Source organism: Paraflavitalea devenefica, assembly GCF_011759375.1.
GTDB classification, from domain to species: Bacteria; Bacteroidota; Bacteroidia; order Chitinophagales; family Chitinophagaceae; genus Paraflavitalea; species Paraflavitalea devenefica.
Genome location: NZ_JAARML010000002.1, coordinates 67,849 through 93,558, shown reverse-complemented (window position 1 = coordinate 93,558; position 25,710 = coordinate 67,849). Strand labels below are relative to the sequence as shown.

Annotated in this window: 17 protein-coding genes; 9 read left to right on the top strand and 8 right to left on the bottom strand. The window is 48.6% G+C overall.

What is annotated here, in order from left to right:
• Nucleotides 1–50: 50 nt before the first annotated feature.
• Nucleotides 51–1,886: an alkaline phosphatase gene (locus tag HB364_RS09980; RefSeq protein WP_167287843.1), complete on the bottom strand. Its 1,836-nt coding sequence runs from the start codon at nucleotides 1,884–1,886 to the stop codon at nucleotides 51–53.
• Nucleotides 1,887–2,157: 271 nt separating this feature from the next.
• Here HB364_RS09980 and HB364_RS09975 point away from each other — a divergent pair, with 271 nt between their 5' ends.
• Both HB364_RS09975 and HB364_RS09970 read left to right on the top strand, forming a co-directional pair.
• Nucleotides 2,158–3,090: a DUF3078 domain-containing protein gene (locus HB364_RS09975; RefSeq protein ID WP_167287842.1), complete on the top strand. Its 933-nt coding sequence runs from the start codon at nucleotides 2,158–2,160 to the stop codon at nucleotides 3,088–3,090.
• Between the two features lie 73 nt (nucleotides 3,091–3,163).
• Entirely contained in the window at nucleotides 3,164–4,135 is a 972-nt protein-coding gene (locus HB364_RS09970) for a glycoside hydrolase family 43 protein (RefSeq protein WP_167287841.1), read from the top strand.
• An 8-nt stretch (nucleotides 4,136–4,143) separates the two neighbouring features.
• Here the strand turns inward: HB364_RS09970 and HB364_RS09965 are convergent, their stop codons facing one another.
• Nucleotides 4,144–4,647, bottom strand: a complete 504-nt coding sequence (locus tag HB364_RS09965) for a DUF4251 domain-containing protein (protein WP_167287840.1) — start codon at nucleotides 4,645–4,647, stop codon at nucleotides 4,144–4,146.
• Between the two features lie 218 nt (nucleotides 4,648–4,865).
• On the opposite strand from HB364_RS09965, the gene HB364_RS09960 reads away from it, so the two are divergent.
• Nucleotides 4,866–5,228 (top strand): hypothetical protein, encoded by a 363-nt coding sequence (locus HB364_RS09960; RefSeq protein ID WP_167287839.1) that lies wholly within the window; start codon nucleotides 4,866–4,868, stop codon nucleotides 5,226–5,228.
• A 65-nt stretch (nucleotides 5,229–5,293) separates the two neighbouring features.
• On the opposite strand, the gene HB364_RS09955 is transcribed toward HB364_RS09960, so the two are convergent.
• The 5 genes from HB364_RS09955 to HB364_RS09935 form a co-directional block, all read right to left on the bottom strand.
• A complete protein-coding gene (locus HB364_RS09955) occupies nucleotides 5,294–6,532 on the bottom strand; it encodes a DUF2264 domain-containing protein (RefSeq protein ID WP_167287838.1) in 1,239 nt (412 codons plus the stop codon).
• 253 nt (nucleotides 6,533–6,785) lie between these two features.
• Complete coding sequence (locus HB364_RS09950) at nucleotides 6,786–8,003, bottom strand: glycoside hydrolase family 88 protein (RefSeq protein WP_167287837.1); 1,218 nt, start codon at nucleotides 8,001–8,003, stop codon at nucleotides 6,786–6,788.
• Between the two features lie 35 nt (nucleotides 8,004–8,038).
• The gene (locus tag HB364_RS09945) at nucleotides 8,039–9,364 is read right to left on the bottom strand and encodes a BNR repeat-containing protein (RefSeq protein WP_167287836.1); all 1,326 of its coding nucleotides are present in this window, start codon (nucleotides 9,362–9,364) and stop codon (nucleotides 8,039–8,041) included.
• A 122-nt stretch (nucleotides 9,365–9,486) separates the two neighbouring features.
• Complete coding sequence (locus HB364_RS09940; RefSeq protein WP_246228462.1) at nucleotides 9,487–13,626, bottom strand: hybrid sensor histidine kinase/response regulator transcription factor; 4,140 nt, start codon at nucleotides 13,624–13,626, stop codon at nucleotides 9,487–9,489.
• A gap of 105 nt (nucleotides 13,627–13,731) precedes the next feature.
• Complete coding sequence (locus tag HB364_RS09935; protein ID WP_167287835.1) at nucleotides 13,732–14,202, bottom strand: hypothetical protein; 471 nt, start codon at nucleotides 14,200–14,202, stop codon at nucleotides 13,732–13,734.
• Between the two features lie 313 nt (nucleotides 14,203–14,515).
• Between HB364_RS09935 and HB364_RS09930 the strand changes: the two genes are divergently transcribed.
• The 6 genes from HB364_RS09930 to HB364_RS09905 all read left to right on the top strand — a co-directional run bounded on the left by HB364_RS09930 (nucleotide 14,516) and on the right by HB364_RS09905 (nucleotide 24,473).
• Nucleotides 14,516–15,085 carry an RNA polymerase sigma factor gene (locus HB364_RS09930; protein ID WP_167287834.1) on the top strand — a complete coding sequence of 190 codons (570 nt, stop codon included), beginning with the start codon at nucleotides 14,516–14,518 and terminating at the stop codon, nucleotides 15,083–15,085.
• Nucleotides 15,086–15,271: 186 nt separating this feature from the next.
• The gene (locus tag HB364_RS09925) at nucleotides 15,272–16,114 is read left to right on the top strand and encodes a FecR family protein (protein WP_167287833.1); all 843 of its coding nucleotides are present in this window, start codon (nucleotides 15,272–15,274) and stop codon (nucleotides 16,112–16,114) included.
• Nucleotides 16,115–16,209: 95 nt separating this feature from the next.
• Nucleotides 16,210–19,698, top strand: a complete 3,489-nt coding sequence (locus HB364_RS09920; RefSeq protein WP_167287832.1) for a SusC/RagA family TonB-linked outer membrane protein — start codon at nucleotides 16,210–16,212, stop codon at nucleotides 19,696–19,698.
• Nucleotides 19,699–19,709: 11 nt separating this feature from the next.
• On the top strand, nucleotides 19,710–21,263 hold the full coding sequence (locus HB364_RS09915; protein ID WP_167287831.1) for a SusD/RagB family nutrient-binding outer membrane lipoprotein: 1,554 nt from the start codon (nucleotides 19,710–19,712) through the stop codon (nucleotides 21,261–21,263).
• A 65-nt stretch (nucleotides 21,264–21,328) separates the two neighbouring features.
• Nucleotides 21,329–22,852, top strand: a complete 1,524-nt coding sequence (locus HB364_RS09910) for a DUF5689 domain-containing protein (RefSeq protein WP_167287830.1) — start codon at nucleotides 21,329–21,331, stop codon at nucleotides 22,850–22,852.
• Nucleotides 22,853–22,994: 142 nt separating this feature from the next.
• The gene (locus tag HB364_RS09905) at nucleotides 22,995–24,473 is read left to right on the top strand and encodes a calcineurin-like phosphoesterase C-terminal domain-containing protein (RefSeq protein ID WP_167287829.1); all 1,479 of its coding nucleotides are present in this window, start codon (nucleotides 22,995–22,997) and stop codon (nucleotides 24,471–24,473) included.
• A 73-nt stretch (nucleotides 24,474–24,546) separates the two neighbouring features.
• Here HB364_RS09905 and uxuA read toward each other — a convergent pair whose 3' ends face one another.
• Entirely contained in the window at nucleotides 24,547–25,707 is a 1,161-nt protein-coding gene (gene uxuA, locus HB364_RS09900; protein WP_208419927.1) for a mannonate dehydratase, read from the bottom strand.
• Between the last annotated feature and the right edge of the window lie 3 nt (nucleotides 25,708–25,710).

The following is a 25,710-nucleotide window of genomic DNA, read 5'->3' as shown; positions in this document are numbered from 1 at the left end:
ATATTAATGACCGGTATTATGCAAAAGTACGGCCAATGCTCCGTTGATGCCTATTTGGCGGCTGGCTGTACCGCGATGCCCAGGGTCTGCATGATCTTAAAGAACACGGCTGTATTCTCATATACGCCACTAAAAAGCCGGGACTGCGGACCATAAGCAAATACGGGTACCGGAATAGCGGTGTGGTCGTCGGTGGCAAACTGCCCGCCAATATACCCCTTGCCATAATCACCATCCATCAGGGAAAGGCCGCCGGTTTCATGATCGGCGGTTACGATCACCAGGGTCTCGCCATTGGTATCGGCAAACTGCATGGCCCTTCCTACGAGCTGGTCAAGGTCCATGACCTCGGAAGCCAGCCAGGGCAAATTGTTGTCATGCCCGCCATGATCTACCTGGGCACCTTCGGCCATGAGGAAGAAACCGGCTTTGTTCCGGGAAAGGATATGGAGTGATTTGTCGAATGCCTGCTGTAACCACTGGCCGCGGCCTTGTAACATAGACAAGTGGGCCCGCTCATCCATAACGATCCATTTACCCTGTGTAGCCGTCGGCATACTGTCCAGCGTACGAACAAGGGTGAACCCTTTTTGCTGCAAGGCTTGTTGTGTGGCTGGTGTAAAGTGCTTATTACCTGATCCCATCAACAACTGGATGGGCGCACCGGCCAGGTCGGCAAACATACCAGCACCGTCAGTGCGTTCTGTGCGATGGCCATAAAAAGCGGCGGGTGTAGCATCTGTCATATCGCCCGATGTGATGAGCCCGGTACGCATGCCTTTCTTATACACATAATCCGGTATGAGTGATAAAGCCACACCGGTATGGTCTACGCCTACCGAACGATTATTGGTCTTTTCACCGGAAGCGAGCGCCGTAGCGCCGGGGGCCGAATCGGTGATGAAGTTGTCATAAGAGCTGGTTTTGGAAAGCCCGATGCTACGCATGTTGAATACATTGAGCCGGGCATGGTTGGCGGTATAACCGCTGTACCATTGCGCCAACCCGGTGCCATCGCCAATGAGCAGGATCACATTTTTCACTTTCTTATTAACGCCATCAGTTTTATAGGTAGGTTGATAAGGGATGTAGGCTTTATCATTACGGTACCCGGTCTTTGGCAGTTTGTTGAGGAATGCGGCCAGTTCTGCAATGCGGTCTGTATTGAGGTAGTCTACCTTCAATTTCATCAAATGATACCAGGCATTGGTATTATCAGGAGTAGCCCAGAAGCGAACGGGCTTGCCCAATGCATGGGCCGCGGCTATCAGTTTTTGCAGGGTATCCCACTCATGGGCCACCGGCCTGCCTTTGCCATTCCAGTCGCTGTATTTGGTAAAGCCGGCGCTCATAAGTGCAATTTTCTGCAATGCTGCTGCCGGGTAGGATTGGCCCATATTGCCATCAAACCAGATAAAGGCAGGATATTGTTGCCAGGTAGTGGAGTCGGGCCTGCTGCCGGAGATCACAAACCGGATATTGGGATTATTGGTCAATGACGGATATTTCCGCAGGGCAGCCACCACCTTATCGAGTGTAGGAATAGCGGCTGTTTTGAGGTCAATGAGCAGTTGTATTTTTTTAGTACGGTCTGCATAGGGGAAGCCATTATGCCTGGCCACTTCTTTATCCAATGGCTGCAGGTACCCTACTTCAAAAGTGGGATCAATGCCTGGACTTGCACTGTCATGCGCTACCCATAAGGTGTCATTGATGAGGTGGAGGTCGGCCTCCAGGGAACCAAACCCTTCTTTATAAGCCGCATAGAAAGGGAAAGGCTTTTCATAATCGTTGTGTGAATGGGCGTTGGCCGTGGTATATACCGTTGGCTGGGCTATTGCCATGATATGGTAGCAGCTAACCAGTAAGAGTAGTAACTTCTTCATATATGTAAGTTACCGCAGCGTCCCCTGCGGGAGACACTGCGGGGAAAATAAAAAATAACAGACCGGCGCAAGTTACTGCTGCCGGAAAGGGATTGATGGCAGGGGCAATTAATAAATTATTAAGCTACGGGGTGGTTTATTATTGGTTACTGATTATTGATTATTCGCTTGCTTCGTTACTTTCTGCTCTTTTGGGCAGACTGACAATACGCAGGAGGGGCCATTTTGGCAGCGTTTTTGTGGCAGGAGGCTTTTTTTCAAAACAAACGCTATGAAATACGTACTCCTGCTGCTCACCCTATGCAGCTTCCGTCTCTATGCACAAGACAAAACCGTACAAGGATTAAAGAGTGAATCCAGCCGTACCATTACTAAGAATACCGCCGATACCAGTAAGCGCACCTGGAAAACCGGTGGCGCTTTTAACCTGAATGTGAACCAGGGCACTTTGAGCAACTGGTCTGCCGGGGGTGACAAATTCTCCCTGTCACTGACATCTTTGCTGAATTTGTTCGCCCATTATAAACATGGCCGCCATTCCTGGGATAATGTTTTAGACATGGCTTATGGTATGGTGAATACGACGAGCCTGGGGCAGCGGAAATCGGACGACCGCATAGACCTGGTTTCCAAATATGGCTATGAGTTGAATAATAAATGGTACCTGAGCAGCCTGCTGAATTTCAGAAGCCAGTTTACAAAAGGGTTTGCCTATCCTACTGATTCAACAAAGGTGTTAACCTCCAACTTCATGTCGCCGGCCTATGTGATCTTATCGCTTGGTATGGACTATAAGCCGAATGAAACATTCTCCCTGTTCCTTTCTCCCATTACTTCGCGGTGGGTGATCGTGATGAATGATTCGCTGGCGGCCGCAGCGGCCTATGGCGTAGACAGCGGTAAGCATGTGAAGATGGAAGTAGGCGCCTATGCATCGATAAACTGGAATAAGAAAATTACGCCTACCACGAACTACAAAACAAAGCTGGACCTGTTTTCCAATTACCGCCATGATCCGCTGAATGTAGATATTTTCTGGACGAATGTGCTCACGGTAAAAGTGTCGAAGCTGATCAATATGAATGTGTCGGTAGATGTGATCTATGACAATGATGTGCCTTCGGTAAAAAGTGATGGCAGTTCCGGAGGAGCCCGGCCACAGATCAAACAGGTGCTGGGCGTAGGTTTCCTGCTCAAGTTTTAACAATGATTGAGACAAATTGCACCATGATTGTAGGGAGCGGGTGGTATCTTGCAGGCTGATCAATTCGATTTACATGAAATACTTGTTATTGGCCGGACTACTGGGTGCAGGTTTGGTAGCAGGAGCGCAGTCCAAAAAAACATCGGGTAACCCCATTTTTGAAGGTTGGTATGCCGATCCTGAGGGGGCCATTATTAATAAGCAATACTGGGTATTCCCTACTTATTCCGACCGGTATGAGAAGCAGGTTTTCATGGATGCTTTTTCTTCCCCCGACCTGATCACCTGGCAAAAACATCCGCGGATAATAGATACGGCCGCTGTGAAATGGGCCAACAAGGCGATGTGGGCGCCGGCCATTGTAGAGAAGGACAATATGTATTACCTGTTCTTTGCCGCCAATGACATCCAAAATAACAATGAAACAGGCGGGATTGGAGTGGCCATAGCCGATCAGCCACAGGGGCCTTACAAAGACCTGCTGGGCAAACCCCTGCTGGATAAGTTCCAGAACGGGGCGCAGCCTATTGACCAGTTTGTATTCAGGGATAAAGACGGACAATATTATATGATCTATGGGGGCTGGCGCCATTGCAATATTGTAAAGCTGAAGGCTGACTTCACCGGCTTTATTCCTTTTGATGATGGCAGCACGTTTAAAGAGATTACCCCCAAAGGATATGTGGAAGGTCCGATTATGTTTATCCGGGACGGGAAGTATTATTTTATGTGGTCGGAAGGTGGCTGGGGCGGTCCGAATTACCGGGTGGCCTATGCCCTATCCAATTCACCTTTTGGTCCGTTTGAAAGGATTGGCACCATACTGCAGCAGGACTCAACGGTAGCTACCGGCGCCGGTCATCATTCAGTGATCGAGGTGCCCGGAAAAGATGAATGGTACATCGTTTACCACCGCAGGCCACTGGGTGAAACCGACGCCAACCACCGTGTAACCTGCATTGATCATATGCATTTTGATAAGAACGGATTGATACAGCCTGTGAAAATTACATTTGAAGGCGTTAAAAAACATACCTTGAAATAACCACTGATTTATTTCCTTTCTACTACATACCCATTAAACGATATCGGTGTACGGTTGGTGCTCGTAACCTGTAAGGTGGCACTTCCATTATTGAAGATGGTGAGGAAGAACTGTTGCACATCGCCCGCATCCGTGGGCTTGATGGTTACCTGCCATCTCTTCTTTATGGTTTCGAGCTTATAATCAAAATTGGTAGAGTTGAATTGTATACCTCCTTTGGAAGGGTCGATGGGCGCTGTAAAGGCACGGCCAAAGTAAGGCAGGTCCGACACAATGGTATCCTTGCTGACTTTCACTGTATATTCTGAGGTGAGCTGCATGGTACGGCCGCGCATGGGATTGGCTGTTTGCGGCTTGAATATATACCGCTGGGCCTCCACCATCGCTTTCACCTCCGCTGCTTTTTCCGCCTTTTTATTGCTTTTGTCATTTTGCGCCATACCTGTAGTGACTGATAATATACTTACCATCAGCAGTATGGCTCTACTCCTGGTAAATTGATGCGTTTTCATACCTGTTAAAATTTTAAGCATGAACAATATATAGCAATTTACATAAATATAAATTTCATGCCAGCATTCCCCATCACTTTGTTAAGTTATCGTCCTTGCCTATCCCAGGTTGAGGGAAGCGGCGAAACCAGCTTATCAACCTGCCAATCGGAAAGAATTTACCGGGCTGTCTATTGTTTAATTTAAAGGGATTTCCTTTCATCATTAAACTTTAAACTATGACATCAAAAAACGTATTGCTGCCAGCGATGCTCCTCCTGCTTATTGTACTGGCCGGTTTCACGCATGCCCCATCGGGCAACACTCCCCAAAAGAACGGGGTTTACAATTCAGCCTGGATTGCCAGTAATTATGAATTCCGGGCCTGTCCCGGGCAAGTATACTATGCCATGAGCCTGGAACCCGGCGATGTGATTGGCTGGTATGTGGATTATGCCAATCCTTCCTACCCATCCCAATACCTGGGTTCTTCCACCACCCTTTACTGGGAACTGGAACCGGGTGACCTGATCATACTGCGGGTGAATGAAGGCACTGAGGGTGAATATGAATACAGCGAATATGCGCAGTACTGCGAATAATAGTAAAAAGGATGACCGCCTGTTATGACGGTCATCCTTTTTTATTTCGTGTCTTATAATTTAATTTATCGCACTTCCACGGCATGATCGGCCGACATATCCTGTCCGCTCCATACTTTTACGGCCGTCCACGGTGCTGCCGGTGCTGTCCAGAACTCATCGGTATCAGGCAGGCCGAGCGGTAAAAATACTGTAGTACATAGGTACACGCTACCGGTATTGATATACCCTTCCGCCAGGCCCGGCTGGTTGCCATACAGGCCAATGCTGAGCCAGCCATCTTTGGTAAAGGTGGCAGGGGCTTCAAGGGTTTTCTTTATTACGGCTGTTAAAGCGCCTCTTACCTGCGCAGGTTTCAACTCCTGCGGCAATTGTTTTCTCAACGACATATCGGCCAGGTGATGAAAAGCGCCGCCACGGTAAGTAATAGACCGCCCTGTTATAGGGAAGGTACCATCTGTATTGATCAGCCGCTCCTGTATCACGGCGTATCGCTTGCTGATCTGGTCAAATTTGGGCACATACCAATCATAGGCCCGCGCATTACGCGTGCGCAAGGCATCGAAGATATTGGACAGGTAGGGTTGAATCACATAACTGTTATAATAGTCCCAGTGATATTGCATACCATCAGAATATACCCCATCGCCCACATACCAGTGATTGGCAAATTCCCTTACGCCATAATCAATACGCACCCCGTCGTACTCCATCCCGTACTTACAAAAGAAGGCTTCTATCATACCGGAAAACAGTATCCAGTTGCTATAACCCGGCACAATGGAGCGGGTAGCTTTGAAAGCCCTTACCACATCCTGCTGTACCTTGGATTCCAGGTGCTCCCACAACCAGGGGCAGCGTACCAACCCCAATGCCATGAAGGACGCATCTACCAGCGGCTGCCCGCCGGTAAAGCGCATATAATCTTTGCTACCGGTATCCACTGCCTGGGCGATGGCTTTGAGCGCCCACTCCCGGTATTGGTTGCGCAGGGCCACTTCTTCCGCATCACCACCTTCGAGATTGAGCCAGGGAGCAATACCGGCTAATACTCTGCCGAATGCTTCGAGGTAGGCCACCTGTGAGCGGTTGGCTGCATTGTCCACCTTCGGTGATAAGGTCACCGGCATCTTTTCGCGCAGTGTTCCGGCGGCCAGGTTGGACAATACAGGGCGGGCCAGTTTGTCGAGCTGCTGTAACCATATTTTCCTGTCGCTGACCGGTGGGGTATTTTTCTTTGCAGGCTGCGCCTGTAGCAGGAGGGAAACGACTACCAGGCAAATCGTTATGATGCGTTTTTTCATATCCTTTGTTTATACCTTAACAATATACAGTATTTCTTATCCACCCACCCGGTAATGATCAGCCTTAAAGCGTTTATAAAGGCCCCCCATAGACATAAGGGGCCAAACGATTGCTTGCTTATGAAAAAACTGCTTAAATACTGTCGGTTAACCGGGCTGCTACCCTAAACACTTATTTCAACTTACAGCAGCGTCCTCCCGCAAAGCGGGACAAGCTCTACGGGAGACACTGCGGAGAAGACTCCGAATCCATCTACTTTCCCAATTCCTTATACCGCTTCAGGGCCTCGATATAATAGTAATCCGCATAGGTGAGCGGCACATCTATTTCTGTTTTTTGCGGCATATGTCCCACACAGTGCTCTATCAGGAAGCCGCCATTGGTGCCAGGTTTGGCCTTATAGGCAGGTGAAGAGAGGGACCGTAACATGGTCTCGGCAGCACCCACGTATTCTTTTGCTTTGGCCGTATCCACATACTGCTGCAGCTCCAGCAGGGCTGAAGCCATAATAGCGGCAGCCGAGGCATCGCGCAAGGCATTGGGAATGCCGGGCGCATTAAAATCCCAATACGGCACTTTATCAGCCGGCAGGTTGGGATGCGACAGGAGGAAATGAGCAATATGATTGGCCTGGCTTAGGTATTGCGGGTCTTTGGTAGCACGGTACATAACCGTAAATCCATAGAGCCCCCAGGCTTGTCCGCGCGCCCAGGCCGACTCATCGGCTGCACCCTGCGCGGTACGTTTCTGCTGTACGACGCCGGTCTCCGGATTGTAGTCGATCACATGGTAAGAACTGTAATCCGGCCGGAAATGATTCTTAATGGTGGTATTGGCATGGGTAACCGCTATTTTATAATAAGAAGAATCACCCGTTACCTGTGTGGCCCAGAACAGCAGTTCCAGGTTCATCATATTGTCAATGATCACCAGGAACTCTGGCTGCTTTTTGGAATCCCAGGATTTGATGCAACCTACCCTGGGGTTAAAGCGGGTGCTGAGCGACTTCGCACTATTGATCAGCATGTCTTTGTATTCCGGTTTAGACTGGATGCGCGCTGCATTGCCAAAGCTGCAGAACATCATAAAGCCCAGGTCGTGCGTGGTTTTATTGTATTGCTCTTTTTTCAATGGCTCCAGTATCCGCAGAGCTTCATTGTACAGGGCCATATCTTTTGTTTGCTCATAGAGGTATAATAAAGTGCCGGGGTAAAAGCCGCTGCACCACCATCCGGAGCCACTGTATTCATGCTTACCGGTAGTGGGGAAATATGTTTTGGGAAACCTATCAGCAGGCAGGTCCTTCATCAATATCTTGTACTGGGCGCCCGCATCAATAAATTCCTGTTCAACTGTTTTTAGGAATGCTTTACCGGTAGTAACGCCTGCTTTCTTTTGTGTGCTGCAGGCAATAACTGTAATCACCAGGATAGCGGATAAGGACCTTAACCAGGAAATGTTTCTTTTCATATATGCTTTTATCGTTTTAGTTGACGTAAATGGACTCACTTCGGCTTCCACGCTATTACGGTTACTGGTTGAGGAGGAATATTAGCTTTGCCTTCACCGTCTACCTGCTCCACGGATTGCACAAATAGCTGCAATACTTTTTTCTGTTTCCACCATTCAGTATCGTACGTCGGTTCCCAGGAACCTACTGATGCCGTAGTGAGGTCCATGATCTGCCAGTTGCCCTTTGCCAGGTCCTTCTTCATGGCTACAGATACTTTATCCCCGCGCTCAGCATCCCGGAATACCATCAGGGCAGCTACACGCCTGCCCTTGCGCCATACCATTACCTGTGGCCGTGCAATGGGAATGCGTTTGGTGCCGCCACCACTAAGACTGAAAGGCGTTTTACGAAAACCCAGGTCCTGTATCTGCCATTGTTTTCCATCGTTATACACTACATGATATTGGGGCACGGTGGAACCAGCCTCACGCCAGTAAGTAGCGATATAGGGCATTCCCTTTTCATCGGCAAAGAGAGAGGTTTGGTTGATGAGTTCACTTTTTTGCGGAATGCGGCAGGCATGCTCCGCCGAAGCAGCCGTAATGGGCAAACGGTATTTTTCACCGGTGGATTGCTCCCAGGTAATGCCGCCATCCGTTGAGCGGGCATAGGCCAGATCGTGGTTGCTGGCCACATCCGGACTTTCACGCCATACCCAGGAAATATGTATGGCGCCTTTGGCATCTACACAGGCCTGCCAGTAAGCATTACGCTGCCCTTCTCCATCAATTAAATTGCTGTGCAGGTTCTTCCATTGCTGGGTATTGCAGTCATATTGGTTGATAACCAGGTTGCCCTGTCCCGACTGACCATTCCGGTACAGGAACAAGAGGTTGCCATTGGGCAGTTTATAGAACTCCGGATAAGATACCCGTTCTTCAAATTGCCCCGTCATAGGCATTTTCGCTGTTAATTCCAGTGAACCGGGACGCACACTGCGGCAGTAGCGCAAAGGATTGTTGTGGTGGTCCCAGGCCAGGTGCAGGTAACCCGCCCCATCTACCATCAGGCTAATGCAGTTGTGTGCATCGGCCGCATTGCCCTGGTAAGACGTTTTTTGCAATTGCCACTGCGTGCTCCCCTGCTTCCGTTTACCCAGCACTACATAGCGGTCCTGGTCATAGAAAGCGGTGTATTGCCAGCCACCATGGGTAACCAGTGAATTCTTACGGAAGACCACTACATTGACGGAATTATTGGCCCAGCCATTGGCTACCGTAGTAGCCGTCACCCCGGATGCGACTTGTCCCTGCGCCTTCCATACCAACAGCATCATGAACAATAACAAGCAGGACAGACTTCCGGAAAAATACCGCATAGTTATTCTTTTAATCCGTTTTATAAGCAGGCTTTCGCTTTGAGGGGGCTAAAGTAAGGATACGGCCAGACATGACAGGGGGGTAAATCACTTAAAACAGGGGCAATTTTTTTAAACGCCTGTTATTTATTCATCTGGAAGTTTTTCTGAAACGGCTTGCGGTACTTCTTAATGTATTCAGAGGGGTTCATCCCAAAAAGCTTATTGAACTGTTCCCGGAAATACTTGATGTCTGCCATTCCTACCTGGAAAGCCGCTTCATTGACATTACAGGGCGTATTGATAAACAGCTCTGCCGCTTTGCGCAACCTGATAAACCTGATAAAGCCATTGACCGACTGGCCTGATACAGACTTTACTTTTTTATACAGATTGGAATGGCTCATATTGAGTTCAGCCGCCAGTATCTTGATACTGAAAGTTTCATTATCCAGGTGCGCTTCCACAACGGCCATGCATTTTTCGAGAAACTTCCGGTATTCTTCCGGTATCTTCCCGGTGTTCTGCTGCAGGGTGATCTCATTATAAAAATACTTCTGCAGGTTATTGCGGCTTTTGAGTATGCTGCTTACCCGTGCTACCAACAGTTCCTTTTCAAAAGGCTTGGTAATATAATCGTCGGCCCCGCACTCTACCCCTTTTAGCTTAATATCCGGCGAAGAACTGGCGGTGAGCAGGATCAGGGGAATATGGCTGAACGAAGGGTCTTCTTTAATACTATGGCACAGTTCAATACCGGTAAGCCCCTGCATCACCACATCGCTGATAATAATATCGGGCTGGTATTGCCGGGCCAGTTTAAGTCCGTCGTCCCCATTATCCGCTTCATACAGGCGAAAAGTTTTCCGGAAGATCTGCGCTACGTATTGCCGTATCTGGCTGTTGTCATCCACCACCAGCATAATGGGCAGGTCCGTCACCAGCAAACCCGGGTCTTCCTCCGGCTCCTGAGGAACCATATCAGCTTCCGGTACCGGTTCTGTCTCTTCTATCAGCTCTTCCAGGAACTCCGCCTTACCAACAGATTCTTCATGGATCATATCCGCCCGGAAATGATGATGCCCTTTTAACAATACCACCACAAACCGGGTGCCTTCACCGGGCTTACTGGTATAATCAACCTGTCCGTGATGGCTTTCCACGAAATGCTTCACCAGGTACAGGCCGATGCCAAAACCCGTTTTCAGGGAGGTTTCCTTATCCTGCACCTGGTAAAAACGTTCAAACAGCTTCCGGCCGGTGCTATCCGGTATTCCCACACCGTTGTCGGCAACGGCCACTTCTACCTGTTCGTCTGTTTCTGTTACGGTAAACAGTATCTTCCCCTGCTCCGGTGTAAATTTCAGCGCATTGGACACGAGGTTGAACAAAGCGATCTCCATCTTTTCACGGTCGGCATACAACTCAATATGGGGGTTGGCGCACTGGAACCCATACTCTATCCGCTTACTGCGCGCCTGCTGCACAAAACACAGGTATACCTCTTTGCACAGATCGGAAAAGTTCAGCTTTACCACCCGCAATTTATCCGCCTCACTATCTGCCCTGCGGAAGAGCAACAACTGATCTACCAGGCTCAGCAGGCGACGGGCATTGCGGTACACGATGTTCAGCTCACCGGTATCTACCCCTTGCTCCCTGCTGTACAGCAACTCTTTGATAGGATTAATGATCAAGGTGAGCGGCGTTCTGAACTCATGCGATATATTGGTGAAGAAAGACAGCTTCTTTTCATTCAGTTCTTTTTCCTTTTCCGCATTGATATGCGCTATCTGTATTTCATATTTCAGCCGGGCCTGCCTGTTCTTGTACAACAGGTAAAACCAGATAGCAGTTACCGCCAGCAGGATGTACCCGCCATAGGCCCACCAGCTACGGTACCAGGGCGGCAGTACCGTGATCTTTATAATACGTTCCTGGTTATTCCATACACCTTCTGCATTGGTTGATTTTATACGCAGGGTATAATCTCCCTCATTGAGCCGGGAATAATTGGCCGTTCTCAGGTGACCTACATAATTCCAGCCTTTATCCCACCCTTCCATATAATAAGCATAGGAAATATTATCAGGAGCAGAATATTCCAGGGCCGCAAAGTCAACAGCGATCACCGCTTTGCTATAGGGCAACGTTAATTGATCAATATTGGCCAGTGTTTGTCCGTCTGTAAATGTATTATTCCGCTCCGCGGGTACATTATCTATCCGCAGCCCTGTAAGCAGCAGACTGGGCATACGGTCATTATTCCCGATACTATCCGGGTAAAACAGGTTGAACCCTTTAATACCGCCGAAGGCAAATTCACCGCTGCGCAACTGCAGGGCCGCATTGTAATTGAACTGGTTGCTCTGCAGGCCATCTGCCACATAAAAGTTCTTGAAGGTTTTATGCTGCGGGTCGAATTTGGAGATCCCACTAAAGGTGCTGATCCATAGATTACCGTTCTTATCCTCCAGTGTATTCAATACAGCATTGCTGCTCAATCCGTCGGATTCTGTATACGTGGTAAAAGTTCCTTTTTGCCTGTCGAACAACAGCAGGCCATTTCCTTCCGTACCGATCCAGCAATTACCGGCCCCATCTTCATAAATACTCCGCACGGCATTGCCTATCTTAAAGAAGCGGTGCTTCTTATGCGCTACATCTATTTGAATAAGGTCACTGAAAGTGCCCGCCCACAATACGCCTTGCTTATCCTCGGCCAGTGTAGTTACATCCACCACCTTATCATCAAAAGATTCAAACTGGTTGGCTTGCGGGTTGTACCGGTACAACCTGCCCGGCGCCACAGCTCCCGCCCACAGGTTCTTTTTACTGTCTTCAAACAACTTCCACACGTTCTTATCACCATAAGCATAGCCCGTATAATTACAGGCATAATGTTCAAATGAACCATTGCTTTTATTATAGCGGTTGATACCGCCGCCATAGGTGGCCAGCCAGATGTTCCCCTGGTAGTCACGCACAATGCTGGTCACAAAATTATTGCTGAGGGATTGCGGGTTGCCTGGCTGGTGCTTAAAATGCGTCCAGGTATTTTGTGTCCGGTTCCAATAGCTGGCGCCGCTGCCATCGGTGCCGATCCAAAGATTGCCGGCCGGATCTTCACAAAACGACAATACAAAATTATCAACAAGACTATTGCGGCTTAAAGGATCATGCGCCACTGTGGTAAAGCGGTTCTTCTGCGGATCAATGACATTAATGCCACCGCGTAGCGTGCCTATCCATTTGCGTGATTCCTTATCTTCATACACCGCGTACACAGAAGTGCTGGTCAGTGATTTTTTATGCTGCCCGGGCGCCAAGTAGCGCATCTTGCCGGTTTGAACATCCAGTATATTAATACCACCGCCATCTGTGGCAATCCACAATTTGTGCTGCCGGTCCAGGCACAGGCCCACGACCTTGTTATTGGTCAATATGCCGGAGCTTTCATTGTATCCCTTCACGGTATTGGTGGCTATATGATAAGCAAAAAGCCCGTTCTCCGATCCTATCCAGATGGTGCCGTTGTTATCGGTTTCGAGGCAGTAGCCCGACCGCATCGTCTGGTTCACCGGCTTTACCCGTTTTGCCTGTTTGTCGTATACACACAGGCCCACGCCCTGCACAAATAACCATACCCGCTGCCCTTTGTCTATCCGGATGGCCTGTACGTGGTAGCGCAGCAGTTCGCGGGTAGCATCCACACAAGGCACCTGTATGGCCAGCTTCGACCCCTTGCTGCAGATCATCAATCCTCCACCCGCGGAAGCAATCAGCACATTGCCCGCCGCATCTGTTTTAATATCGTTGATGGTCCAGCTCAACCGTTCTGCCGCTGCCTGTTTATAAGGCAGCCAGTTGACCGGCGAGAAACCGGAGCTGCTATTGTTAAAAATGCTCACTCCCTGCTTCGTGCCGATCCACAGGTTATGTTCCTGGTCTTCAGCAATAGCAACTATGCGGTTACTGATGAGGGAAGTAGTATCGTTGGGCGTATTCCGGAAGATCTTAAAATGGTAGCCATCGTACCGGTTCAGCCCATCGTAGGTGCCAAACCACATAAATCCGTATTGGTCCTGGTAAATAGCGGTAACAGCATTGTTGGAAAGCCCCTGTTCAATACCCAGGTATTCCACAGGCGTATTATCCTGTGCAGAAGTATGTAATACATTAATAAGTAAACACCATAAAAACAGGAACAACCGGCAGGAGCCCTGTATAGCAAGCCGGGCATGGGAGGGGTAAAAATATAGCACAGCAATCCGTCGCATCATACAGCAGTCAGATAGGTCGTTTCAAACGGCCAAACCTACAAGAAAAAATCCATTCAAAAATAATAAAATAGTAACATACGACCGTCCTGCTGCAACCGGTTGCCCTCACCTATCCCTGTCATCCAGCACATTAATAGCTTCCTGCACTTTATCCCGGATCAGGGATTCGGATAACTGGTCCATATCTACGCGGGTGGCGTCTTCATAATTCCATTCGTTCTCTTTATGGATCAGGGTACGCATGGCTACTTTCCCTTCTGTTTGTATGGGCGACAGCAGGAACATACAATAGTTCTGCCTGTCGTACCGGATGTCGAGCGACACATTGGGGTGCGCCCTGTTCATCCGGTCTACCTGCTGCGCTTTAATACCATATCTGTTGAGTGATTGTACACATTTGCCGAAGGCAGGTGTAATGACCTCTTCCATTTTATCCAGGAAACGCTGGAGGAACTGGCGCTGACGCACCTCATCCTGTTTTTCCTGTAACTTTTCTGTTTGTTTGGCAACCTGGTCAAGTCGCTGTTGCAATTCCAGCCTCTTCCGGCGGCAGGCTAAAAAATCTTCCCACAACATAAATCAGTTATTATTGGTTAAAAAACGGGCATTGGTCGTGCTTTTCCGGGAGGATATAGAGGAGTTATCAGCGCAATCGTTTGCATGAATGTACTATAGTAAGATACAACTTTTCCCCCACATTATAATCAGTAAGATTACGGCATTGCCGCTATCGGTGGTTTTAGCTGAAAATGAGTCCCATAGCGTATTTCCCGCCTTATCGCATTACAGGCTACCCCTTGCAAAAACCTGCAACCAAACAAAAAATTAAACATTTGATAAAATACGTGCTGCCACATCGTTACATTTGGTAACTAAGTTTGCCGCCATTATGAACTATCAGGAAATTACCCCGGATGAAGGGTCATTACTGTTGATGCTGCAAGCGGGGGACCAAACTGCTTTTGATGAGATCTTCAACCGCTATGCAGCGCCGGTGCATACCTATATTCGCCTGCGACTGAATGGATCAGAAGAGGCGGATGATGTATTGCAGGAAGTGTTCATACGCCTGTGGCACAAGCGCCAGTCTATTGTTATTCATTCTTCTTTCCGGAATTACCTATATACCATTGTTCAGCATTGCATCAGCGATCATCTCCGTGCTGCCAGGAGAAGGCGGTATACCCTGCCCGATGATATGCCCGAAACACAGGAAGCAAATCCGCAGCCCGATGAACAATACCAATATAAACAGGTATACTATATGTGGCGGGGCGCCATGCAACAACTCCCCGGTCAAATGCGCCGCATCTATGCCATGAAAATTGAAGAACAACGCTCCGTAAAAGAAATTGCCTCCGAACTCCGGCTCAGTGAACAGACGGTCAAAAACCAACTGCACACTGCCGGACAACGCATGATAAAAATCCTCCGGCAGGTACAATTGTTTTTTCTTTGAACATCGAGCAGTAAGCATTGAACATTGCCTATTGCATATTTAAAGTCGTGTATTATATATACTGCACCGTTGCCGCTCCCCGGCTCCCGGCCCCAATATGACCAAATCGTTAACTCCCCCATTTTCTTCAAAAAGGTATAGTACCAGATCCTTTCAGCGAGCGTCTATTATCAAAAGCCGTTTTTCATGCCCCGTAAATCAAGGCAGCAACATACACCCAACGACGATCAGCAATGGCAGCAGGCATGGGAACAACCAGACCCGATGGACACCAGCCGCAAAGCACAGTTGCTCGGCAATATCCATCACCGGCTGGAAGGCACACGACGCAAGAAAAAGCAATTGTATTTTATTGGTATCAGCGCAGCAGCAGCTATACTGGTGGCCGTATTCATTAAACTGCCCTGGGCACAGCAGGAAATACCTGTTGAGGCCTGGACAGAGTTGACTGCCACCGATAATATCCGAAAAGTGCAACTGGAGGACGGCTCTGAATTATGGCTGGCCCCCCACTCCGCCCTGCGGATATACCCCGATTTTAAGAACAGGCGCAATACCCAGCTCACCAAAGGGACCGTATTCTTTAGCATTGCCAAAGATACCCTGCATCCCTTTTCCATTGGTGTGAACAATCACCAGGTAACGGTGCTGGGTACACAGTTCACGATCAACCGGCTCGATTCGACCGATATACAACTGACGGTAAAAGAAGGAAGGGTAGCACTCGACCATGCAGGCGGCAGGAATATACTCACCGCCGGCCAGCAGGTGTATACGCGTATCGGTAAGGCCGGCGCCACGCAAACGGTAGGTCCGCTTACAGCCGATTGGTGGACACAGTCGGAGATACGGTTGTTCAATATTTCGCTGGAGTCATTAATACGGTGTATAGAAACATATTACGGAGTAACACTATCGCACGATCGCATTAACCCGGACATGAAAGTAAGCTTGACCTGGGACATGACCTTATCCCTGAATGAGAATTTAAAGGTAGTGAACACACTGACAGGCGCTAATATCCACTAACATATCATTGAAATAACCTTCGGTTTATAACTGTTTACCGCACCATGTGTGGGAGCAGCCGGCCAATCTATTGTCTATACTGTAATGTAAACAACATGCAAAACGCAAAACTAAACGCAAGAATCCGTTTTTTGGTACTGCTGCTCACGGCAGGCTTCCTGCAGGCACAGGCCCAAAACAGTGAGTCCCCATCGCGGCAGGTGAACGCCCAAACCTCCCAGCTCAAGTTCCGGCATGGCGCCGGCAACCTGGCTAAAATAGTAGAGGAATTTGGCCGCCATTTTAAAGTACAACTGGCTTATGCCAATGAAGAACTGTCAGCCGTAAGGGTAACGTCTGCCAGCTACGAAGCACCCAATGTAGGAGAATTACTGAACAAAATACTGGCCCCTGCTAATTTCATAGCTACCGCCAGCGGCAACAGTTGGGTGATCAAAAGATCAGAAACCCCCATCAAACAGCAAACAGCTACGATGACGCTGCGGGGTATTATTACAGAAGGGGACAATCCCGTTCCCAGTGCCACTGTCATTATTAAACAGGCCGGGCAGGGCACATCCATCGCGGTGGCCGATGAGACAGGCGCCTTTAGTAAAAAACTGCCGCTGCTGGAAGGGACCGTAGAAATATCAGCCGTAGGTTACCTGCCTGCAAAAAAGAAATTTAATGCTGCAGAACAGCAATCATTGAAGATAGACTTGCATAAAGATGAAACCCAGATGGAAAATGTGGTAGTAACCGCATTGGGTATCAAACGGGCAGAAAGATCACTTGGTTATGCTACTACTACTGTTAGCGGAAAACAACTTACAGACGCCATGAGCGGCAACTGGACCGATGCCCTCTCGGGCAAAGTAGCCGGTTTGAACCTCATACGCTCCAATGCCGGACCTGCCGGTACCAATAAGATTATCCTGCGCGGCGAGAACAACCTTACCGGCGATAATGAAGCGCTTATAGTAGTGGACGGCGTGGTCATCAACAATGGAAGCGGCCGCCGCAGCGCCATTGAGGGAGAAGCGCCCTATGGTGTCAGTAGTGATAACATGCCGGCTGATTATGGCAGCAGCATCAATGATATCAACCCGGACGATGTTGAGTCATATGACATATTAAAAGGACCCGGCGCCGCAGCATTATATGGCCAGCGTGCCGCCAACGGAGCTATTGTCATTACCACCAAATGGGGCAGCAATAAGAAAAAAGGCCTGGGCATTACTTTTAATTCCAACGTTAACTGGGAACAGGTAAACCGCTGGCCCGACCTCCAATGGGAATACGGCATCGGGCTGGACGGACAGGCAGATTATGATTATGGCCGGTCGGCCAACTCCAGTTCCAGCTCTGCTTATGGCCCCAGGTTCGATGGTCAAATGTTTTACCAGTTCAACAATGGATTGCAGGGCCGCGATACAGTAGCTACACCCTGGATTCCCTATACCAATAAAATACGCAAGTTTTTTGATGTGGGTAGCACCATCACCAATTCTATCAGCGTGGAAGGCGGTACGGATAAAACCACTGCCCGCTTCTCTGTAACCAATGTTACCAACAAATGGATCATACCCAATACAGGCTATAAGCGTAATACAGTGTCCCTGTCGGTTAATTCAAAAGTTAATGACAGGCTCCAGGTGAGCTCCAAAATAAATTATACCAACAAGTGGAGCGATAACCTGCCGGGAAGCGGCTACGGTAACCAATCCATTATGTACTGGTATATTTTCTGGCAACCGAATGGCGACATTGACTGGCTAAAGAACTACTGGGTAAAGGGACAGGAAGGCAGAAGAATATTCTACCCCTACAGTTCATTTCCTGAGAATCCCTACGCCATCGTGAATGAGTTCATCAACAGTACCAATCGTCACGGTGTAACCGGCAACATACAGGCTACTTATAATTTCACGAAAGAACTGAGTTTGATGATGCGGACATCCCTGGATTTTGGCTATGACCAGCGCGCCCAGGAGCGTCCCTTTGATGCAGGCTCAAAATTCCGTTATGGCAGCTATCGCACACAAAATATCTTTTCTATGGAGTCCAGTGCCGACTTCCTGCTGAAATACACTAAAAGGATCAACAAGGATTTCGATTTCTCCATTACAGGTGGCGGAAGCACCCTCCGGAATGCTTATACCCGTGATGAAACCCGTGCCGATTCACTCATCAATCCGGGCGTTTACACCTTTGCCAACGCCGCAGGCCCCTTGATCACTATGCCTTATAAGACCAAACTGGCCATCAACAGTTTTTATGGTATCATCACCACCGGTTATAAAGACTTCCTGTATCTTGATATTACCGCCCGCCAGGACTGGAACAGTGCATTGGCCACGCCTGAACGCACTGCCAATACCGGGTTCTTTTATCCATCAGCCAACCTGAGCTTTGTTGTCTCAGACGCTTTTAAATTGCCTAAGGATATCAGCTTCCTCAAAGTACGTTTCTCAGCTTCCAATGTTGGTAGTGCGCAGATGACGGCTTACCGTACAGCTTATTCCTATTCCTCAGCAGGTAGTTTATATAGCGGTGGACTGGAAAATCCCAGCATCAAGGCCAACCCCAATCTCAAACCGCTCAGAACGATCACGTATGAGGCAGGTGTTGCTATGAAAATGTTCAGGGACCGCCTGGGCTTTGACCTGGCCGTGTATTCAGGTTACACCAAGGACCAGATCCTGAACCGCCAGTTGGACCGCGCTTCCGGTTATTCAGCCGCTGTAATCAATATTGGTAAAGTGGCCAATAAGGGCGTGGAACTGGCCATCAACGGTACACCTGTAGCTTCCAAAGACGGTTTTAAATGGAATACCGGCATTATATTTTCTGCCAATACCAATATCATCAAAGAGTTGCCCGATAGCTCTATCATACTTCAAAACGGTCCGGTAGGTGGTGGCCAGATCGTAGCTAAAGTGGGCGGCAGCATGGGTGATATGTATGGAAGGGGATATGTAAGATCTCCGGACGGACAAATTGTTTATGATGCACAAAGCGGTGTAGCGCTCATCTCCCAGGATGTGATCTACCTCGGTAATACCACTCCCAAATGGAAAGTAAGTTTCACCAATGAAATTACCTACAAGCAATTCCGTCTGAATGTATTGTTCGATGCACAGTATGGCGCGGTGGGGCATACACTTATGCACTACAAACTGGCTGAACAGGGTAAGCTCACTAAAACCCTGCCCGGCAGGTATAGCGGTATCATCGGCAATGGCGTGGTAATGGGTGCCGATGGCAAGTACCGGAAAAATGATGTGACAGCTATGGACGTAGATGAGTACTACCGTTCTCACCTCGGCGTAGACAATGCCGAAGGCAACACTTTCCGAACGGATTTTATCAAATTCCGCGAAGCCCGGTTGGATTATACGCTTAAACCCCAGATTGCCAGAAAAATCGGCCTGCAACGCGCCACCATTGGCGTATATGGCCGTAACCTCTTTATCTGGTCTGACTGGCCCATGTTCGATCCTGAGTTTGGCACCTTTAACGGTAGTGACGTTCTGCAGGGATTTGAGATTGCCCAGTTCCCTTCCACCCGTTCATTCGGATTTAACCTTACTGTTGGACTTTAATTCTTGAAAACATGAAAACAACTATCCATAAAATTATAGCAGGTGTAGTACTGTTCAGCATGGCGCTTGCCTCCTGCACCAAAGATTTCACGGAGATCAATACCGACCCGAATACTACGCCCACTGCACAACCCCATCAGTTGCTGGCGCCGGCACTGGTAGGTATCATGAACTATAACATGCAGCGTAACCGTAACTTTAATAATGAGCTGATGCAGGTAACGGTAAGCAGGAATGACGGGGAAGGCACCGTGTTCAGGTATGATTACCGTTCCACCTGGTCCAACTATCTCTATGATGGCTGGTACCTGGAAATGACCAACCTGAAGGACCTGTACAAAATAGCCAAGGACTCTCCCACCCTTAATAAATCATACCAGGGTATCGCACTGATCCTGCAGTCATGGGTATTTTCCATGCTTACGGATACTTATGGCGATGTTCCTTACTTTCAATCCAACCTGGCCAAAGATTCCAATATTTATGAACCTGTGTTTGACAGACAGAAAGACATCTACTTTGATAGCTTTAAAAAGCTGGAAGAAGCCAATACCCTGCTCAACGGCGGGCCAGCCATCATTGCATCCAGTGACCCGGTGTATTACGGAGACATTACCAAATGGCGCAAGTTTGGCAACTCCCTCTATTTACGGCTCCTGCTCCGCCTTTCCGGTAAAGCGGAAGTAGCTGATACCTGCATTAAAAAGATCAAGGAGATTGTAGACACCAAGGCATCTACCTATCCCAAGATCGCTAAAAACGATGAGTCGGCCATTTTAAGATGGACCGGTCAAGGCCCTTATGCATCGCCGCTCATCAACGTGAGGGAGCAGGACTTCAGGGCGCCGAGCCTGGGCAGCTTCTTTATTGAAAACCTGGCGGATTGGAACGATCCCCGCATTAATATTCCTGTTTACGGTACCGGAACACCTACCAAAACCAACCGGTGGGGTATAGCACCTTCCCAGGGCGCTTTTGTAGGCGTACCCAGTGGTTACCTGCCCGGACAGGACCCGGGACAAAAAGCCTATTTCTATTCCATTACCAATAACACGAATACCGGCCCCAGCTTACAAAACGATCCTTTAACCGGTATGATCATGAACTTTGCCGAAGTGAATTTCATTTATGCCGAAGCGGTTGTGAAAGGATGGATCAATGGTTCTGCCCAAACTTTCTACGAGAACGGAGCAGACGCTAGCATCAAGCTCTGGCTGCCCAACTGGCCCGATACTTCTACCAAGATATACAATATCCAAGACCATCTCGCTGCTGCCGATATTGACTGGGACGACGCGGCCAGCGTGGAAGATAAAATGGAAAGGATACACCTTCAGAAGTATTATGCCCTGTTCCTGACCGATATGCAGCAGTGGTTTGAATACCGCCGCACCGGTCACCCCAACTTACCGAAAGGACCCGGCTTAAAGAACGGTGGTGTAATGCCGGCCAGGATGACTTACCCGGTATACGTACAATCTGCCAACCCCACCAATTACAAAGCGGCTATAGCTGCACAGGGGCCTGACCTGATATCTACCCAGGTATGGTGGCAGAAGCCGTAAATGAGTGATGAGCAGGAAAACAGAAATACAGTTTAAGAATAGTTGTTAGTTATAAAAACAATGCAATGAAAAAGATCATTCTATATTCTCTCTTTTTGCTGTCATTGGCCTCCCTGTGGGGCTGTAAAAAAGACAATTACCCCGGTGGAGAGATAAGCGCTTATCTGCCTATATACGACCTGAAAAATATTCATAAGGGGCAGGATGTTACCCTTACCAAAGAAAATATGCTGGGCTCTACCTCCATCACAGGTATGGTGGTATCAGATCATTCAGGCGGCAACTTACCCGAAGGACTGCTGGTCATACAGGATATACGCCGCCTGGGACTGCTGCGGGGTATTTCAGTTTCTATTGGTGCAGACGCTGCCAATTACAAACCTGGCGACTCTGTAGTGATCAAGGTGGAAGGCGCTATGCTGAAAAGAAAAGAAGGCATCCTGCAGATCACCGACCTGCCTGCCAATGCTATTACCAAAGTATCCTCCGGCAACAGCTATCTTGCTTTGCGGGTACCTATCAGTCTTATGCTGACTAAACCGAAAGACTACGAAAGCGTTTTATCTGTAGTAGTAAAAGGAGGCTTTGATCCTTTACCCGCTTCAGGAGATGTACTGGCTGGCGATAAAGTACTGAATGATGGCTTTGGTAATATCACGCTTCACACAGCAGCCAATGCTACCTTCGCCAATACACCCGCTCCCGTACTGGCCAACTTCTATGGAATAGTGTTCAACACTGTTGTATCCAAAGACTCACTGGTGCCCAGGTTCCACCTGCGTAGAGGTAATGATGTGGTAGTACTTAGCTCTGTTATAGAGATCCCGCCCGTTATCATTACTGGCTTTATAAGCGATGTGAAAGGCGCAGATGGCAATTATGAATATATTCAAATGATGGCTACAAAGGATATTAATTTTGCCGCTACTCCTTTCTCTGTTGTAGTTACCAACAATGCCAATGCCTCTAATCCTTCAGGATATCCTGCCAATGGATGGGGCACCGGCAACCAGCGTACATTCAAATTCAATCTTACAACGGGCACTGCTGCTAAAGGAACTTACTTCTATGTTGGCGGCACAGGCAAAATGATCAATGGTTCAGGCTCCACCAGTATGAGCAGCTCCAACTGGATACGCGCCTTCAACTATACCACTACCGATGGAGATGGCTTTGGCGCTAAAACCGGCGGACTTTTTGCCAATAGCGGCAATGCTTCCGGACTGGCAGTATTTGAGGGCACCACGGTAGATGCCAGCACCAAACCCGTAGATGTTATTTTTGTATCCAATGGCGGCAGCTTGTATACCCCAGGTCCGCCGGCAGTAGGTTACAAGATCGCCAATAACGACTGGTACGACGTTAAGAACCCCATCACCCTGGAAGACCAGCCATTTTACAGGCAAGGCTCGAATACCCTTTGCCTCGGCTACGCTACTGCCGACCAAGGCTATTTTAACCTGCTGGGTGGCGAATACAACATGGCCCTGGGAAGATGGACAAAGGCCCGGACACAAACCAATTTCCTGCTCACCAAACAATCTCCCATCACCGAGATTGAAGGTGAAGGAGCTACCAAACTGAAATAAAAATCTGAGGTCTGAAGTCCGAGGTCTGAAAGGATTTTTCAGGCCTCGGACTTCAGACTTCTTACTTCATCTTCAATAACAGATTACTCATTTATAGTTATTATTGCAAATCCTAAAATTCTCTATCACCAAATATCTCCCTATGCTTAACAGAAGAAGTTTTCTCAGGAGTTTTGGCCTTGCAGGCGCTGCTTTTTCCACACCTGCCATGATTACGCAGGCAGCCGGCCAACGTGTTGCAGCCAGCCTTACTATTAAAGGCCGTGTACAAAACAATGGTACCGCTATAGCTGGTGTGGCAGTAACCGATGGTTACACTGTTACCACCACCGACAAAAAAGGGAACTATACGATCAATGCACATTCCGCGGCTGAATTTGTATACATCAGCCTGCCGGCAGGCTATGCCTTCCCCAACAACAAAGGCATCTCCCAATTCTACCAGCCCCTTACCCAGAAGGAAGGTGCTTTGAAAGCCGACTTCAACCTGGAGAAGCTGACTGTTGATGATACCAAACACAATTTTGTGGTATGGGCCGATACCCAGATCATTTCAGAAAAAGATGCAGAACTGCTCAAAACACAATCTGCCCCCGACCTGCAAAAACTGGTAGCTTCTTATCCCAAAGACAGTTTATTCCACGGCATCGGCTGCGGCGACCTGGTATGGGACCATTTTGAACTGTTTGAAGATTACCGGGAAGCGGTAGCCATCAGCGGTGTTCCTTTCTTCAATGTGATCGGCAACCACGACATGGATATTGATGGCGGTTCGGATGATGTTTCTGCCCGCACGTTCAAAAAACAGTTTGGCCCTACTTATTATTCTTTTAACCGTGGTAAAATACATTACATCGTACTGGATAATGTGTTCTTTATAGGTACAGCTAAAAAGTACATTGGTTACCTCACCGAAGCGCAACTGCGCTGGCTGGAGCAGGACCTGGCACTGGTAAAGCCCGGCTCAACGATAGTGGTAAGCAATCATATCCCTACCGACACAGGCAACCAGCGCAGGAACAAGCTGGCCGAGGAGGCCATTGGTGGTACAGTAGCCAACAGGAACCAGTTGTACAAGCTGCTGAAACCTTATAACGTACATATCATGTCGGGCCATACCCACATGAACGAAAAATGGGAAAAAGACAATCTCATGGAGCATGTACATGGCACTGTTTGCGGCGCCTGGTGGACAGGGCCTATCTGCAGCGATGGTACCCCCAATGGTTATGGCGTATATGAAGTGGACGGAGATGACATTAAATGGTATTACAAATCTACCGGTAAGGAGAAAGACCACCAGTTAAGAGTGTACAATAAAGGGAAACTGACTACAGCACCGGATGAAATCGTGGCGAATGTATGGAACTGGGACCCCAAATGGAAAATAGAATGGTGGGAAGATGAAGTAGCCAAAGGCGCCATGGAACAGCGCGTAGAGCTGGACCCCTGGTCAATAGAACTGCATGGCGGGCCGCAGCTTCCCCAAAAACACAAGTTTGTAGAGCCTACTTTAACAGATCACCTCTTTTTCGCCAAGCCATCACCCGCTGCCAAAAAGATCATGGTGAAGGCAACGGACAGGTTTGGAAATGTGTTTTCGGAAACGATTACTGTGTGAGTTGTCAGTGGTGAGTTGTGAGTAAGCGGCGAATCTTTCGAAGCAAACGTACTCATAACTCACTACTCACTATTCACTTCAAGCTCTTACAGATCCCCATCTCCAATCCCCGCAACTCAGCCAGTCCGCGCAGCCGCCCGATAGCAGAATAACCCGGATAGGTTTTCTTTTGCAGGTCATCCAGCATCTGGTGACCATGATCAGGCCTCATGGGGATAGCCACCTTCCTGCGTTGCATAATATGCAGCACTTCTTTCACAATCGTATACATATCCGCATCACCGGCCAGGTGATCAGCTTCATAGAAGTTCCCTTCTGCATCTCTTTTTGTATTGCGCAGGTGCAGGAAATGAACATGATCACCAAAAGCCTGTAGCATCGTGAACAGGTCATTATCGGCCCGGGCGCCAAAGGAACCGGTACAGAAACACAGTCCGTTGGCCAATGAAGGAGCGGCCTCCAGCAGGTCCAATACGTCCTGCGCTGTACTTACTATCCGGGGCAATCCTAAAATGGAATAGGGCGGATCGTCGGGATGGATTGCCATCTTCAGCCCGCAAGCTTCCGCCACCGGCACCACCTGTTGCAGAAAATAGAATAGATGCTGCTTTAGCTTTTGTGCATCAATACCGTCATACGTTCTCAGGGCTGTCAATACCTGCTCCGGCGTAAAGGCATCATCACTGCCGGGAAGGCCCAGCATCGTATTACGGAAAAGGGTTTCTTTTTCCGCATTATTCATGCGCTCAAACCTGTTTGTCGCTTTTTGTATGTCGGTGGCCGTATAGTCTTTTTCTGCGCCGGGCCTTTTCAATAAAAAGAGATCAAAGGCAATAAAGGCCGACCGTTCAAAGTACAGGGCCTTGCTTTTGTCGGGCATTTCATAAGATACGTCCGTACGCATCCAGTCCAGTATAGGCATGAAATTATACGTCACTACCTTCAGGCCACAGGCCGCCACGTTGCGCAGGCTCTCTTTATAGTGCTCAATATACTGCCGGTAATTGCCCGATTGCTTTTTAATGTCCTCATGCACCGGCAGGCTTTCTATTACTGTCCAGCTCATGCCTGCTGCTTCAATCATTGCCTTGCGGGTATTGATGGCTTCCACCGTCCATACGGCTCCTACCGGGATCTGGTGCAACGCTGTCACTACGCCTGTACATCCTGCCTGCCGTATGTCCCATAAACTTACCGGGTCATTCGGCCCAAACCACCGCATTGTTTGTTCCATTAA